The sequence below is a fragment of the Jeotgalicoccus sp. S0W5 genome (genome assembly GCF_011634875.1).
GTDB classification, from domain to species: Bacteria; Bacillota; Bacilli; order Staphylococcales; family Salinicoccaceae; genus Jeotgalicoccus; species Jeotgalicoccus marinus.
This window is the reverse complement of the sequence record NZ_SIRQ01000003.1, coordinates 1-15,073: the sequence shown is the minus strand read 5'-3', so window position 1 is coordinate 15,073 and position 15,073 is coordinate 1. Positions and strand designations below refer to the sequence as shown.

The window sequence follows — 15,073 nt, the reverse complement described above, 5'->3', positions numbered from 1 at the left end:
CCTTAAATATAATGACCCGCGCTTAGATTTATAAACAAGCGCGGGTACAAGTCCTACATTCTATTACACTCTTAAGCAAGCCAAGAAAAGATGACTTGGAATATTTCATTCATGCCTCGTCCGAATAAATTCAAAATGATAATTAAAATTATTGGAGATAGGTCAATCATGCCAGCAAGTGGTGGAATAAGTTTTCTAAATGGTTCTAAGAGTGGCTCATAGACCTTACCTAGAAATTCTCCAAATGCAGACTCTCGTAAAGCTGGAAACCATGAGGATAATATATAAATAATAAGTCCCCAAGTGAATATCGGCCAAACAAAATTAAAAAACTGGACGATATAAATAAGTATTTGTATTAGTAATGAATTATCCAAATATATTCTCCTTACATTTCATCGAAAAGTGCTTCTTTGTCGGAGATTTCTCCCTCAACACCAAAGCTGTCTGGTGTACATAAAAAGATATCAGTGCCGACTCTTTGAATATCACCTTCCAAAGCATATACCGTACCACTTAGAAAGTCCACAATTCGCTTCTTAGCCACACTATCAATCTTCGTTAAATTCACAAGTGCTGCTCGGTTACTTTTTAATTCGTCTGCAATATCTTGTGTTTCTGCAAACACTCTTGGTTCAAATAAGCAGACTTTTGTACTTTGATTATTTGCTGACATTGCACGATTCTCCCCGCGGTTCGATTGTGACCTATCTTCAAATTTTCCTTGATGACTTTGCTTTCTTTTCGATTGAATCATTTTTTCTTTCTTATCGCTGTCTTTGACATCAATCAACTTAGATTTGGTTTCAGGTTTTCTCTTCTCTGCCGCCGCTTTGTGACGACTATTGTTCTGTTTATCAGTCTTAAGATTAGTAACTTTCGATACTGAAGATTGTTCTTTTTGAACTGGTACCTCTTCTTCAACATCGACGACAAATAAGTCCTTTATAAACTTTGTAATAGCCATATAATCACCTAGTTCCCCATTATTTTACTCCCAATGCGTATAAAAGTCGCACCAAAACTTACAGCGCTAGGATAGTCGTTACTCATACCCATACTCAACTCAGTGACAGTTGGATATTTAACTTGAACTTGATCTCTTAAGTCTCTTAAACCTTTAAATGTATCATCAATTACAGCTTGGTCTTCTGTTGCTGGCGCCATCGTCATCAATCCGATGACATTGACATACTCATAGGCTTGTAGGGTCTCTAAAAAATCCTCAAGAGCTTCAGGTGCGATCCCGTGCTTAGAAGATTCATCGGACACATTTACCTGTATAAAACAGTTTACAACATGATGTGCTGCCTGTTCAATTTTTTTTGCAACACTTTCTCTCTCAAGTGAATGGAGATAGTTTAAATTTTCAATCACATCTTTAACTTTTCTGGATTGCATCGTACCGATGAAATGAACTTCAGCGTCTTCAGGTAAGGCTTTTCTTTTCTCTATAAAGCCCTCTACCCTATTTTCACCAAAATGACGCACCCCACTATTATAAGCTTCAAGTGTTTCCTCTACACTATGATATTTCGTCACGGCAATGATATTCACACCATCGCCAACTTCATTTCTAATCTGTTCGTAATTTTCCTTAATCATCTTTACGCTTCCTTCCAATAAAAGCAAGTGCACGACCAGTTTTCCCTTTTTCTAACCGATAGGAGAAAAAGTCCGCTTCTTCTGTGCCAAAATCAGTCACGTGAATATGGTTTGAATCAATTCCTGCATGCTGAGCTTGTTCACTATTCACATTTTTTAAATCTAATAAATAACCTGTAGATGTCTGGCTATATGACTCGGTTGATAAGGGGCTAAGTGCATCGATAACTTTGTTGTCCACTTCGTAATGGTCCTTGTTAATACCTGGACCAATTACAACTCTGAGGTTCTCTATATTACCTTTATAAGCTTCGATTAGCTTTTTAGTAATATGGGCTTGTGTCCCACGCCAACCTGCGTGAGCTAAACCAATAAAGTCATCCAATTCACTCCATACATAGACTGGAATACAGTCCGCATAGTTCATCGTTAACAGAACATCTCTATCATAAGTATAGACACCGTCTACATCATAAAATGACTCACTGAGTGATCTAATATTGGTTCCTCGGTCAACTAACTTAACTTCTCTAATGTTACCGCCGTGACGTTGAATAGGTAAGACCCAATTTTCTACAGGGAAATCAATTTTCTCACCTAATATATCCTGATGGCGGTGGACATTATTCTCTTCATCATCGATGTAAAGTGCCATATTAAAACTTTTTTCAGGATATTCACTGAAACCATCCACACGTTTTGTATAACCCAGTGTGAGTTCGTCAGTTACATAGCCAACAAAATTATCGAAATGTCTAAAAGAAAAATTATCAATCACAGTAAACCCCACCTATAAAGAAAGGAGACATTGGGCTGCCAATATCTCCTTTAAAATCTATCAAAATTCGCTTATCTTCTGCGTCTTTCTCTTCTAGAACTATTACCTTTTAAGAAAGTTGGAACATCTGGCTCATCTTTGCCTCTATCATCAAATCGATCGTTAGATTGTGAAAGTGTATCTTCTTCTACGATGTCTCTTTGATTGTATGAAGTACCCTGACTGAAGTTTGAACCTCCACCACGTGTTTGAGTATTGTTTTCAGATACTTCAGGACGTTCACTTGAACGCTGAATTGATTTTTCATTAAATCCTGTTGCAATTACAGTAATGACCACTTCATCTTCAAGTTCTGGGTTAATCACTGTACCAAAAATCATATTTACATCTTCGTCAGCAGCATCTTGAACGATGTCTGCAGCTTCTTGTGCTTCAAAGAGTGATAGTGATTCTCCACCAGTGATATTCATTAGGACACCTTGTGCACCAACGATTGAAGTTTCAAGTAATGGACTTGAAATTGCTTTTTTAGCAGCTTCTACCGCACGGTTTTCTCCTGATGAAATACCGATACCCATCAATGCAGAACCTTGGTTTTGCATGATTGTCTTAACGTCAGCAAAGTCTAAGTTGACTTCCCCGCTTACAGCGATAAGGTCTGAAATACCTTGTACACCTTGACGAAGAACGTTATCTGCTTCTTTAAATGCTTCCATCATTGGAGTAGATTTATCAACGATATCTAATAGACGGTCATTTGGGATGACAATTAACGTATCGACTGCAGCTTTCATTTGTTCAACACCAGCAGCAGCTTGCGTTTGTCTCTTGCGTCCTTCGAATGAGAATGGGCGAGTTACAACACCCACTGTTAAGGCACCCATTTCTTTAGCGATTTTTGCAACTACTGGTGCAGCACCAGTACCTGTTCCACCGCCCATACCTGCCGTTACGAAGACCATATCCGCACCTTGGATTGCGTCTTCAATTTGTTCACGTGATTCTTCAGCAGCTTTCTTACCTATATCAGGGTTTGCACCGGCACCAAGTCCGCGTGTTAATTTATCCCCAATTTGGATTTTTGATTCAGCTTTAGATAAATTCAATGCTTGTCCGTCAGTATTGATTGCAATGAATTCAACATTGGACATACCATCATCGATCATACGGTTAACAGCGTTATTACCGCCGCCGCCAACACCGATAACTTTTAACGTTGCCATGTGGTTGAAACCTTGTTCAAATTCTAACATTAATCTTTCCTCCCAAATGTACTTCTACTCAAATAAGTTTTTCAGTATTTTTTTCATTTTACCGCCAATATTGCCTTCTTCTTTGGCTTCTTTTGACTCTGAAGATCGCCTTGATTCCTCTTGGTCATCTTCGTAATCTTCATAATCATCATCAGCGATGTAATCATCTTCCCTATCGTAAGAATTTTCTTCTTCAGGGTAGTCATAGTCATCTTCGTCTCTTTGACGCTCTACTTCAACTGCTGCTTCTTCATCACGATTGACTTGCAGTTCATTCTCTTCTTTACGCTTATTGAAAAGGCTAGTAAAGAAGTTCGTTGACTGCTCCTCCTGTACTTCATTTTCTTCATTATCCGATGATGCTTCAGGATAGTCATCATAATTATCAATTGTAACATAATCCAGCAACTCATCAAACATAATTCCGCTCGATAAAGTGGATATCGCACTAGAAAATTCGGGTTTTCTAGCACCCATTTGATTTGGTATATGAATTCTTACTTTTTCAGCAACCAAATCTTGAGCAAGCTCTTTAACCCCTCTGATGTTTGCCGTACCACCAGTGATTACAAATCCACCTTGAACTTTGTTAATGCCATTAGCTGCAATGTTCTCAAAGACGCTCATAAAGGCATCTTCAATCACTAGCTCAATTACATCAGCTAAGTCTTTAGATGTCACTTGAAGTGGTTGATCTGAGTCAGACTGACTGAGTGTAACTTTCTCATCATCACTCGCGTGATCAAAGAATGCGTGACCATATTGTTCTTTTGCTTGGTCCGCTTCATCATATGAAGTGTTAAACTCATCGACAATATCTAAGGTAATATCTCTACCGCCGAGCGCTACACTATTTGCATATTTAAGTGCGCCTCGTTCATAGTAAGCAAATTGTGTGAGATCCATTCCAATATCAATAACAACTGCGCCGAGCTCAATTTCTGCATCAGTTAATATGTGTTGATAGTTTAGAGCGTCTGAATAAACATCTAAAATCGTCAGTCCAGCTGCTTCTACACATTTCACAAGATTGATTAATAATGAACGATTTGCTGTAACCACCCCTGCTTTTACAGCTAGGCTTTCCTCTACAACCATATCTTTTGGATCGCTTACTTCATGTAAACTATCTACGATAAATGAAACAGGGTAAACACTGACAACCTCTTCATTACTCTCAAAACCACTTTGACGTACATTTTCAAGTAACTCTTCAATATGTTCACCGGTTATTTCAGTCGCCTGTCCACCAAATCGAATGACATCTTCAGTAAATCTGATACGTGTATCAGCAACTGGAACTTTTACAAATACTTCATCGATATCTATACCAGAAGCAATTTTAGCTTTTTTAATTGTATCAATAATTGCATTTTTAGCCTGATCAAAATCATTGATCATCCCTTTAGAAACTCCATCAGTGAAGGTTTGGCCGGTACCGATTACATTCACACCATTGTGAAATTTTTCTCCGACAACTACTTTGACACTGGATGAGCCGATATCAAGGGCAACATAATAATGTTCCTTCACCTTATTGCCTCCTACACAGCCATTTTCATAATACTAATACTAGTTTACATTATACTCTGATTAATGTGAACTATTTCAAAAAATTTGTTTACTTTTATCCATTATTCTGCTGATCCTTCACCTTCAGAAGATTCTGTTTCAGCTTCTTCAGCAGTTTCTGATTCTTCTTCTTGGTCCATTCCAGAAAGTGTATCACGTACGCCATTAAGTGATTCATTGATGTCTTCAATGTAAGTTGCACTTGTCGGTTCATTATAAATATTTTCTTTTATTTCTCTAGCATCCGCACTATCGTAAGGTAAGAAGCTAGTACCGACCTCCATATCAATAATGCCTTCAGCATCTTCACCAATTTCTTGACGAATTCCAATATAGTAGTTCATCTTTTCACTAAAGGTCTCATAATCAGCAACAATTTCCTGGCCGTCATTCATAAAGACATGAATCCGTCTTCTTGAATTATCTGTCGGTCTAAAGTAAATTTCTGAAATATTTTCTAGAATATCGCCTTCTATATTATTCAATGCCTCTACTAAAGCATCAAATTCTTCACCTTCAAAGTTGTAAATGATGGGCGCATTTCTTGGTGCACTTGGATATCCTCTTTGAATTCTACTGTTTTCAAGTACTGGGAAATAAAGATCTTCACTATTTATATAGGCTACTGCTTTATATTCTTCGATATCAATGGTAACGCCGTTCGGCCAATCGCGACTCGTATTGACTTCTTTAATAACAGGCAATAGTTCGATGTTCTCACTTGCCTTACCTAATGAGATACTGAACATCTTATCACCTTCTTGAAAACCAATTCTTTCCTCAAGCTCACTTTCAGAAACAATACTATTACCAGTGAAGGTAATTTCTTTTACATCACTTGCACTTGAAAAGACATACCATAACAAAGTCCCTAAGAGAATCACCAAGACCACAATACCAATGATATAAGCATGCACTCTTTTAAACTGAAACTTCTCTCTCGGAGGTTTATCTTTCTTGTCAGACTTAATCTTGTTCGTTTTCTCTTTTTTCTTAGTTTTTTTCTCTTGATCTTTAGCATTACTTTTTTCTTTTGTATCCGGTGATTTTGCATTCTCATCATTGTCAAAATCTTTATAGTGTTCGACTTTCAAGTCATCAGACGGTGTTGATTTTATGTCTTTCTCTGACTGATTCGCTTTAGCCTCTTTTTTTAACCCACTATCTTTTGGGACTTTAACTTCAACATCTTTGTTTTCTTCACCAGACTTATCCTTATTTCTTAATGACCTCGGGGTATAGCCGGTGTACTCGGTGTTTTGACGTTTTTTCTTCAGTTTTTCTTTTATATCATCAACATTGTTGTCTTTCTCTGACATCGGCTATCCCCCTATCATTTTAATTGGCTAAAGCCTTCTTTGAAGTGATCGCCTCTTCTTTCATAATCCTTATATTGATCCCAACTTGCACAAGCTGGTGAGAAGAGTACAGTATCTCCAGCTACAGCATGTGCTTGTGCTAAGGCGATTGCTGAATTTGGATTAATTGTTGTTTCTACCTGAATACCTAGTTCATTGGCAAGTTCAACAAATTTTCTTTGAGTCTCACCGAAGGTGATAATTTCTTTAACATGAGCCGTAAAAGGCTTTAAATCCTCCAGTGATTGTCCACGGTCTAATCCACCTGCAATCCATATCACTGGTGTTGTAAAGCTTTGGAGTCCAAAGGAAGTCGCTAAGTTATTGGTCGCTTTTGAATCATTATAATACGTGACATCGTTGACCGTTCCTAAACGCTCAAGACGATGAGGTATACCACCAAAAGATTGCAAGGTTTTTATAATTGCCTCATCACTCACTCCATGTGCTTTTGCAACCAGCAAGGTAGCGAGTATATTTTCAATATTGTGATTCCCTTTTAACACCAATTCGTCTATAGGCATGATTTTCTCATCGTGTACAATTAAATACTCACCATCTGAGTATGCATCTGCCTTGTTTTTAATATCAAAGTATTGAACCTGACAGGAAATATCTTGGCCTTCGAGTAATTCTTTTTGGTTGTTGTTAAAGATTAATAGATCATCTGCTGTCATGTTTTCAAATATTCTAAGTTTAGCTTTTTTATATTCTTCTTTTGAACCATGATAATCTAAATGGGCCTCATAAATATTTGTAATCACTGCGATATTAGGTCGGAACGTTTCTGTCCCGAGGAGCTGAAATGATGATAGTTCCATTACTAAAGTATCATCTGGTGTTGCTTCCATGGCAGCATCTGTTGCTGGATAGCCTATGTTACCACACAGAATTGGGTGAGATCCGCCGTTTTCAAGCATCTCACCCAAAAGATGAGTACAAGTTGTCTTACCATTCGTACCTGTTAAGGCGTAGATTGGTGCTTCACTTAACAGATGCGCAATTTCAACTTCTGTAACAATCGGTATATTTCTCTCTGTCGCTTCTACTAAAAATGGAATTGAGTAGGGTATACCTGGGTTTTTAACGATGAAATCAGCATCATTTAATAGATGTATGGGGTGGTGCCCATCTACAATTTCTACACCCCATCCATTCATTTTTTGTTCGCTCTCTTCATCAGAAAAAACTTCATTTGTAGTCAGTGTTACATTGGCACCTAAAGTAACCAGAGCATTAACCGCGCTCTTACCACTTTTACCGTAACCTAGGACGATGACACTTTTATTTTCAAAACCTTTATAATCTTTCACCTTACATCACTCCTAAAATAACACCGATAACACCACAAATTAGCCCAAATGACCAAAACACAATAACAATCTTCCATTCGTTCCATCCCGATAATTCAAAATGATGATGGATCGGTGTCATTTTGAAGATTCTCTTACCAGTCAGTTTATAGGATGTCACTTGCATCATGACACTCAGTGTTTCAATGACAAACACTAGGCCAATTAAAAGTAACAAGAGACTGTTATTCAACATGATTGATACGATAGCTATAATGCCACCGAGTGCTAATGACCCTGTGTCACCCATGAACAATTTGGCAGGGTACTTATTGTAGATTAGGAAGCCAATTAATCCACCGATTAATATAAATAGGAACAGGGCAATTTCCATTTCACCTAAAATTAAACTAATGACCAAGAATGAACCAAAGGCGATAATGGATGTACCTGTCGATAAACCATCCAAACCATCAGTTAAATTAACAGCATTTGAGAAACCAACTAGCCAGAAGACAATCCACACAACGAAAAATACTCCGAGTGGGATTAAGAAATCTGTTCCTGGAATTCTTATGCCAGCATCAATATCAGGAATCCAGTTAATCATTATAATGTAAATTATTATCGCAACAAGAATTTGGAAAATAAATTTTTGCTTAGAGGATAGGCCTGCATTGTTCTTCTTAACTACAATGATATAGTCATCAACAAAACCAATTAAACCAAATCCCAAAGTAACAATAATCAAGACAAGTAATTTGTAGACATCATCTACAAAGAAAAGCCCAATAATTGAAAGTACTACAGTCACTGAAATAAATGATAGACCACCCATTGTCGGTGTGCCCGTTTTAACCAGGTGACTCTCTGGTCCTTCTTCACGTATCGTTTGCCCAAACTTCATTCTTTTTAATAAGGGAATTAACAATGGGATGAGTATAGCAGTCAATACAAAAGCTGCTATAAGAAATATATAATTCATAGGTCCTCCTTAATCATTCGGGTCATTTGACGATAGAGTTACTTCTATTGCAGTATCCTCAGTTATGACTGTTCCTGGTTCTACAGACTGTTCATTGGAATATCCTTCTCCACTTACCGAGACATCGATTCCCATAAAGTCACCAAGTAGTAATACTTCTCTCTTAGACATACCGGACATATCCGGAACAGTAGCTTCACCGTCTGTTTTAATAAATAAAGTGTCATATGGTAATAGTGTGTCATCCTTAGGATACTGGTCAGTAATCTCAGTGCCTTCACCGACTATTTTTACTTCAATTGTATCATTTAATTCTTCTTCTAGAGTATCGATTTCACTACCTGTATAATCACCGATTTCAATGACACTGTGCTCTTCCGATACATCAGCATTTGATACTTCTAAATATTTTAAAGTTCTTTCCATAAGTGGATTAAATCCTCTTGCAACACCGTTGTCCCAAGTTTCGCTTTTATTTTCACTCGCTAGCTTAATACCATAATAGATGATCACCTCAGGGTCATCCTTTGGCGCGTAACCAAGGAAGGAGGTGAAAAATTCATAATCTCCGTCTAAGTAGCCACCAGTTTCTGGATCATATACCTGAGCCGTACCTGATTTACCTGTCACTTCGTAATCATCTAATTTGTACTGTGAGTTATGATCTAAGGACCCATCGATTAAAGTATTCATTTCTTCAACTGTTTTATTCGCAGCTTCTTTGGAAATCACTTGTCTCACATTTTCTTCCTTGCCATCATAAACCACTTCGCCATCTTCATCAGTTATCTCGTCAACAACATAAGGTTTCTTCATCTGACCTTCATTTAATAAAGCAGTCATACCTTGAATCATTTGTATTGGAGTCACCGTTGAAGTTTGTCCGAAAGATGTGGTCTTTTGTTGAAGTTCATTATCCCATGCAAGTTGACCAGGAGATTCTGTTGGTAACTCAGAACCTGTCGTTTGACCAAAGCCAAATTTTTGATAATATTCCAACATTTTATCGGCGCCAACTTTATTTTGTAAAATCATCATTAATACGTTTGATGAGTACTGCATTCCCTCGTTGTATGTAATGTCTCCCCATCCACTTGTTTCCCAGTCGTAAATAGTTGAACCCATTACATCCATAGAACCGGATGTATAAACTTCATTGGGATCATAGACGCCCTCTTCAATAGCGGCAGCCAAACCAAATACTTTAAATGTTGAACCAGGTTCGAATGAATATTCATAGAGCATGTTCAACCAAGAGTTACCAAAGCCTTCTCTCGTTTCAGGGTTAAATGACGGTCTTTGACCACTTGCTAAAATTTCACCAGTGTCTGCGTCAGCGACAACTGCCATTAATTCTTCAGGTTTAAAGTGTTCTTCCATATCATTTAATGAATCTTCTAGGTAAAGTTGAATGTTTGAGTCAATTGTTAATTTAACGTCATTACCATTAACCGGCGGTTGAACATTATCAGAATTTGGCACTATAGAACCCCAAACATCTTGGTTATAGTCAATCGATCCATCTTCTCCAGCTAGTAGGTCATCGTAAATTTTTTCTATACCTAGCTGACCTTGTAGTTCGTTCGTCTCTTCATTTAATTCCGCCATGCCAATTAAATGAGAAGCAAATTGACCATTCGGGTAAAACCTTCTTGTTTCTGGTTCAAAGACAAGACCCGTTGCTTCAGACTCCTCTAGAAACTTCTTATCATTGTAAGAAATATTTCGCCCGGCTTGTCCAAGTTCCATTTGGAATCGTCCTTCTTTTACACTCTTTTCAATTTGCTCTTGTATTTCTTCTTTTTCCGTATCTATGACTTCTGCGACAAGTGATGCTGTCTCTTCTGGGTTAGATACATGGTTTGGATAATTATCATCCGTTATCAACACTAGTCTATAAGCTTCCATGTCTGACGCAAGGACATTACCTGAGCGGTCTGTAATATCCCCTCTCTCTGCTTCAGTGACTGAAGAAACAGCATACTTATCCTCACCGCGTGCGATTAGGTCTTCGTCATCTATTGTTTGAAACACCATCAATCTAATAAATTGACCGATTATCAATAGAAAAAGCACTCCTATACCGATATATATCAGGAGTGCACCAGGTGTGGTCTTTATATTCTTCAGGCTGATTTTTCTTTTATTCTTGACCATACTTTTCTACAACCTTTACATTGCTATTGTTCAGATCTAAGCCCAATTCTTGAGCTTTTTCATATATGCGATCGTAGGAAGCAAGATAAGTGACTTCAGTTTGTAATTCACTAATTTCACCATCTTTTACAGAGATGGATTGTTCTATTGATGATTTTTCATTTTGGTAGTTGTGAGCTTCCATTTTTAAAGATAGCACATACACTGAGGCTGCTGCAATCAGAACAACTAGCGTTATGTATACTGCCATTTCAAATCGTTTTATGCCGACGACTTTAGCCTTTTTTCTTATATGTGTTTGGCTCTCCTGGCGTCTGGTCGTCTTAGGGGATGGATGGACTTCAGTATATCTTTCTACTACCATGTCAACACTTCCTATACTTGTTTCTCAGCAATCCGAAGTTTTGCACTGCGTGCGCGTGGATTATTTTCTAAACCTTCACCTTGTGCAGTAATCGGCTTTCTATTCACTCTTTTTAAGGAAGGCACGTATCCTTCAGGAATAATCGGCATATTCTTTGGAAGTTCTGGGCCTTTTTCATATTCGACAAACATTTGTTTACAAATTCTATCTTCCAATGAGTGGAAGGTTATTACCGAGACACGTCCGCCTTTTTTTAATAAGTCAATCGCCTGTTCAAGAGAACGTTCAAATACTCCAAGTTCATCATTGACAGCAATTCTTAAAGCTTGGAATATTCTTTTTGCTGGGTGCCCGCCTGTTCGTCTAAACTTCGCTGGAATTTGAGATTTTATAATCTCTGATAATTCTGTCGTTGTTTCTATAGGTTGAATCTCTCTAAGGCGTTCTATTTCTCTAGCAATTTTTTTTGAAAACTTTTCTTCACCATAGCGAAAGAATATGCTGACTAATTCTTGGTAAGAATAGTGATTGACAATTTCATAGGCATCGAGGTCTTGTGATTGATCCATCCGCATATCTAAACGTGCTGTTTTTGAATGGCTAAAGCCACGTTCTGTGACATCAAGTTGTGGACTAGATACGCCTAGATCGTACAAAATACCATCGACCGTTGTGACACCATATTCCTTTAGTGCTGAAGTTAGATTTTCAAAGTTTGTGTGTATTAAAGTCACCTTGTTTGACCCTTCAAATTTCTTACTCGCATTTTCAATTGCTGTAATGTCTTGGTCAAAAGCATAAATGTGTCCAGTGTCCAGTTGGGACATAAGATAAGCAGTATGTCCGCCCCCACCAAGTGTGGCATCCACATATATACCGTCCGGTTTAATATTTAAACCGTCGACCGTTTCTTTTAGTAAAACTGAAGTATGATTAAACAAAGTGTCACATCCTAAAGGTCAAAATCGATTAAGTCTTCTGCTATTTCTTCAAAGTTATCTTCAGATTCTGTATAAAAATCTTCCCAAGATTCCGTGTCCCAAATTTCAATGCGACTCGATACGCCAATAACCGTGCAATCCTTCGAAAGACCAGCATAGTCTCTTAGATTCTGCGGTATATTAATACGTCCTTGCTTGTCGATTTCTACGTTTGTGGCACCTGAGAAGAATAATCTCGTAAATTTTCTAGCGTCTTTTTTAGTGAGTGGTAGAGTTTTTAGTTTTTCTTCGATTCGGCTCCATTCATCCATCGTATATGCGAAAAGACAACGGTCCAAACCGCGGGTAATGACGAATTGTTCACTGAGCAAATCTCTGAATTTACTCGGCACAATGATGCGTCCCTTAGTATCCAAATTATGTTTATATTCACCCATGAACATATATCTCACCCCGCTATACATTTAATTTACCACATCTCCCCACAATCCTCCACAATTTATAAAAAAGAATCCAAAAAAATATTGCAAAATTAAAAAGCGATTCCCTTATTAAAGGAAATCGCTTGATATAGAGCCTTTTTATTTTTTTATTATGACTAAATTTTCCGTGTAAGAAAGTGGGGAGTAATCCCATAATTCAGCAGATAATTGCCATGGGTGGTAGATACGTTCTTGAAGCACACCATTTGGGAATAATTTTTCACTCAATTCTTCAAGATTGTGGAGATCTTGCCTTAATGAACGTTTAATTTCAATATTATATCTGTTCTTTAAGTAATCCAGATGTAGTTGATGTTGTTTCTTATTGCTGTCGATTAACTGACTATTGAAATACTCATCCTTCTTTTTGTATAAGACTTCAAAAGCTTCGTCTATCGTTTCTTTAATATGATCTACCTCTTTTAAAAGTGCTTCATCAGTGTGATTATCAATTAAAGTACGTTTTAATTCATTGATGTTCTGAACGAGTGCATCGTCAAAGTTGAGTTCATACTTATTTAGTAACTTTTGAATCCTTTCATCCTGGTAAACAAATTCCATACGTTTTAGAACTATGGGCATCTGTAAATCCATGACCTCAAAGGTTTTGTGGATTTCACCCCAGTACTTAACCTCTGCTCCCCCGCCTAAAAACACAGCAGTATTAAACAATGCTTCTTGCATTAGTGGTCGAGTGACGACATTGTTGGAAAAACTTTCAGGTTTCTCTTCGATTAAAGCGAGTACCTCATCATGGCTATACGTCTCACCACCTAAGTGATAAGACCCGTCTTTATAGAGAAGTAATTCACGCTCAGTATCTGCATTACCAAACAAATGAACTGTCGTTTCTGTATCAATAACCGGCGCCGTTTTCATTGCTTCATTATACTGCTTCTGCCCATCTTTAAATGCTAAATCTATCGCTTGATGATTTTTAAACATCTTTTTAAGAATCGGTTTCTCCAATTCTCTTACTGCTTTTAGATGTGAATTAAAAATGATAAGTCCATGCGATTTAAAGGTTTCATGTACCAGTGAATGAAAAAGTTCAGTCCAGCTTGTACATCGCTCTATTTGATGACTGACCGACTCTTTTAATTCAGTTACATAAGTCGAATCACCTAGGTAAGCCACTAGTTTATTCAAACTTTCCTTCATCGCATTCTTATCATACTCATAGAAACCCACACTCATCGGTACACTTAAGTTTGGTTTATAGGAAACTTTAACCCGTCTTCTGTAGTAACTGTCGTAAACAAAAGTATGATTCACTTCTTCAAAATCATGGTCTTCACCAGCAACCCAAAAAACGGGTACAGCTTCTTTGTTATGCACTGTGTTTAACTCATTAGTTACAATTAAGAGTGAAATAATTTTATGTATGATATATGATGGACTCATAAATAAGCCAGCCTGTTGACCACCGATAACAACTTTTCTACCTTCTCTAAGGCGCTTTAGGTTACCCCTTTGAGCATCGCTTAAACCGTACTGTGCCATATCGGCTTCAATAAGATCAGCTATTGCTTCTGTATGTGCATGGTTGGGTCTATCAAAAATGGTATCTATATCAATTTTATTGTACGATAAACTACTATAAAATTGTTTCTTGTCTTTATTACCAGCTGCTTTTACAGCTTGATCTACAGTCTCAAATCGCATATATATTTCTCCTCAACATATCGTTATTAAAAGTATAAAATTTATTTAAATATAAAACAATTGAACGGCTTAAAAATTATGAATATACTTAAGAGAAAAGGGGCGTTTTAAAAATGGTAAAAGTAAATAATTTAGCAATCAACTACAAAACAGCGGAAGAGTTTAAGAAATTTAGAGAATATGGTTCTCAGGAATTACATATGATGAATGAGCTTGAAGCTAATGTAATCGACGCGAATATCGACTCACCATTCTACGGTATTTACCAGGGTGATGAGCTAGCAGCGCGTATGTGTTTATATCGCCGTGAAGATACTGATCATCCAATAGATGAAGATACGAGTGACTACCTGGTAATTTGGAAATTAGAGGTTCTTGAAAAATACCAGGGTCGTGGTTTTGGAAGTGCTATGATTGACTACGCTAAGTCTTTTAATTTACCAATTAAAGCAATTAGTCGTTTTGAAAACTCTAGAAAGTTCTTCGAAAAACATAACTTTCAAGGGCACGATTACGATATTGAACGTGATCTAGCAGACGAATCTCTAATGTGGTACCCACAGTAAGTATCCACCCGTATAACGGGTGGCTTTTTTTCAGCCCTATAAGGGCTCATTCCGC

14 protein-coding genes and 1 pseudogene are annotated in these 15,073 nt (G+C 37.4%); 1 reads left to right on the top strand and 14 read right to left on the bottom strand.

The annotated features are described in order from the left end of the window. Positions 1-71: 71 nt before the first annotated feature. The 14 genes and pseudogenes from EYB29_RS02475 to bshC all read right to left on the bottom strand — a co-directional run bounded on the left by EYB29_RS02475 (position 72) and on the right by bshC (position 14,452). A complete protein-coding gene (locus EYB29_RS02475; RefSeq protein WP_026867539.1) occupies positions 72-377 on the bottom strand; it encodes a YggT family protein in 306 nt (101 codons plus the stop codon). A gap of 11 nt (positions 378-388) precedes the next feature. Beyond that, on the bottom strand, positions 389-967 hold the full coding sequence (locus tag EYB29_RS02470) for a cell division protein SepF (RefSeq protein ID WP_026867538.1): 579 nt from the start codon (positions 965-967) through the stop codon (positions 389-391). An 8-nt stretch (positions 968-975) separates the two neighbouring features. Next, complete coding sequence (locus EYB29_RS02465) at positions 976-1,605, bottom strand: YggS family pyridoxal phosphate-dependent enzyme (RefSeq protein WP_166626482.1); 630 nt, start codon at positions 1,603-1,605, stop codon at positions 976-978. Next, on the bottom strand, positions 1,598-2,383 hold the full coding sequence (locus tag EYB29_RS02460) for a purine nucleoside phosphorylase YfiH/LACC1 family protein (protein WP_166626481.1): 786 nt from the start codon (positions 2,381-2,383) through the stop codon (positions 1,598-1,600). The genes EYB29_RS02465 and EYB29_RS02460 overlap by 8 nt, the downstream gene beginning before the upstream one ends. Positions 2,384-2,681: 298 nt before the next feature. Further along, a pseudogene (ftsZ, locus tag EYB29_RS02455) lies at positions 2,682-3,636 on the bottom strand (cell division protein FtsZ); the annotation flags it as partial. A gap of 24 nt (positions 3,637-3,660) precedes the next feature. Further along, entirely contained in the window at positions 3,661-5,169 is a 1,509-nt protein-coding gene (gene ftsA, locus EYB29_RS02450; RefSeq protein WP_166626480.1) for a cell division protein FtsA, read from the bottom strand. A gap of 101 nt (positions 5,170-5,270) precedes the next feature. Beyond that, the gene (locus EYB29_RS02445; RefSeq protein WP_166626479.1) at positions 5,271-6,527 is read right to left on the bottom strand and encodes a cell division protein FtsQ/DivIB; all 1,257 of its coding nucleotides are present in this window, start codon (positions 6,525-6,527) and stop codon (positions 5,271-5,273) included. Between the two features lie 14 nt (positions 6,528-6,541). Beyond that, positions 6,542-7,879 (bottom strand): UDP-N-acetylmuramoyl-L-alanine--D-glutamate ligase, encoded by a 1,338-nt coding sequence (gene murD / locus EYB29_RS02440; RefSeq protein WP_166626478.1) that lies wholly within the window; start codon positions 7,877-7,879, stop codon positions 6,542-6,544. A gap of 1 nt (position 7,880) precedes the next feature. Continuing rightward, positions 7,881-8,843 (bottom strand): phospho-N-acetylmuramoyl-pentapeptide-transferase, encoded by a 963-nt coding sequence (gene mraY / locus EYB29_RS02435; protein WP_026867532.1) that lies wholly within the window; start codon positions 8,841-8,843, stop codon positions 7,881-7,883. A 9-nt stretch (positions 8,844-8,852) separates the two neighbouring features. After that, a complete protein-coding gene (locus EYB29_RS02430) occupies positions 8,853-11,000 on the bottom strand; it encodes a penicillin-binding transpeptidase domain-containing protein (RefSeq protein WP_026867531.1) in 2,148 nt (715 codons plus the stop codon). Next, positions 10,987-11,364 (bottom strand): cell division protein FtsL, encoded by a 378-nt coding sequence (ftsL, locus tag EYB29_RS02425; protein ID WP_026867530.1) that lies wholly within the window; start codon positions 11,362-11,364, stop codon positions 10,987-10,989. Before ftsL ends, EYB29_RS02430 begins: the two co-directional genes overlap by 14 nt. A gap of 11 nt (positions 11,365-11,375) precedes the next feature. Further along, a complete protein-coding gene (gene rsmH, locus EYB29_RS02420; RefSeq protein WP_026867529.1) occupies positions 11,376-12,305 on the bottom strand; it encodes a 16S rRNA (cytosine(1402)-N(4))-methyltransferase RsmH in 930 nt (309 codons plus the stop codon). A gap of 11 nt (positions 12,306-12,316) precedes the next feature. Then, positions 12,317-12,748 carry a division/cell wall cluster transcriptional repressor MraZ gene (mraZ, locus tag EYB29_RS02415; protein WP_026867528.1) on the bottom strand — a complete coding sequence of 144 codons (432 nt, stop codon included), beginning with the start codon at positions 12,746-12,748 and terminating at the stop codon, positions 12,317-12,319. Positions 12,749-12,886: 138 nt separating this feature from the next. Further along, a complete protein-coding gene (gene bshC / locus EYB29_RS02410; protein ID WP_166626477.1) occupies positions 12,887-14,452 on the bottom strand; it encodes a bacillithiol biosynthesis cysteine-adding enzyme BshC in 1,566 nt (521 codons plus the stop codon). A 113-nt stretch (positions 14,453-14,565) separates the two neighbouring features. On the opposite strand from bshC, the gene EYB29_RS02405 reads away from it, so the two are divergent. Next, entirely contained in the window at positions 14,566-15,018 is a 453-nt protein-coding gene (locus EYB29_RS02405) for an N-acetyltransferase (RefSeq protein WP_166626476.1), read from the top strand. Positions 15,019-15,073: the final 55 nt, after the last annotated feature.

What these genes read in the sequence shown, in the direction of transcription:
- EYB29_RS02470 (WP_026867538.1), bottom strand. Translation starts at nt 967, where the DNA reads ATGGCTATTACAAAGTTTATAAAGGACTTATTTGTCGTCGATGTTGAA.
- EYB29_RS02465 (WP_166626482.1), bottom strand. Translation starts at nt 1,605, where the DNA reads ATGATTAAGGAAAATTACGAACAGATTAGAAATGAAGTTGGCGATGGT.
- EYB29_RS02445 (WP_166626479.1), bottom strand. Translation starts at nt 6,527, where the DNA reads ATGTCAGAGAAAGACAACAATGTTGATGATATAAAAGAAAAACTGAAG.
- mraY (WP_026867532.1), bottom strand. Translation starts at nt 8,843, where the DNA reads ATGAATTATATATTTCTTATAGCAGCTTTTGTATTGACTGCTATACTC.
- EYB29_RS02430 (WP_026867531.1), bottom strand. Translation starts at nt 11,000, where the DNA reads ATGGTCAAGAATAAAAGAAAAATCAGCCTGAAGAATATAAAGACCACA.
- ftsL (WP_026867530.1), bottom strand. Translation starts at nt 11,364, where the DNA reads ATGGTAGTAGAAAGATATACTGAAGTCCATCCATCCCCTAAGACGACC.
- mraZ (WP_026867528.1), bottom strand. Translation starts at nt 12,748, where the DNA reads ATGTTCATGGGTGAATATAAACATAATTTGGATACTAAGGGACGCATC.
- bshC (WP_166626477.1), bottom strand. Translation starts at nt 14,452, where the DNA reads ATGCGATTTGAGACTGTAGATCAAGCTGTAAAAGCAGCTGGTAATAAA.
- EYB29_RS02405 (WP_166626476.1), top strand. Translation starts at nt 14,566, where the DNA reads ATGGTAAAAGTAAATAATTTAGCAATCAACTACAAAACAGCGGAAGAG.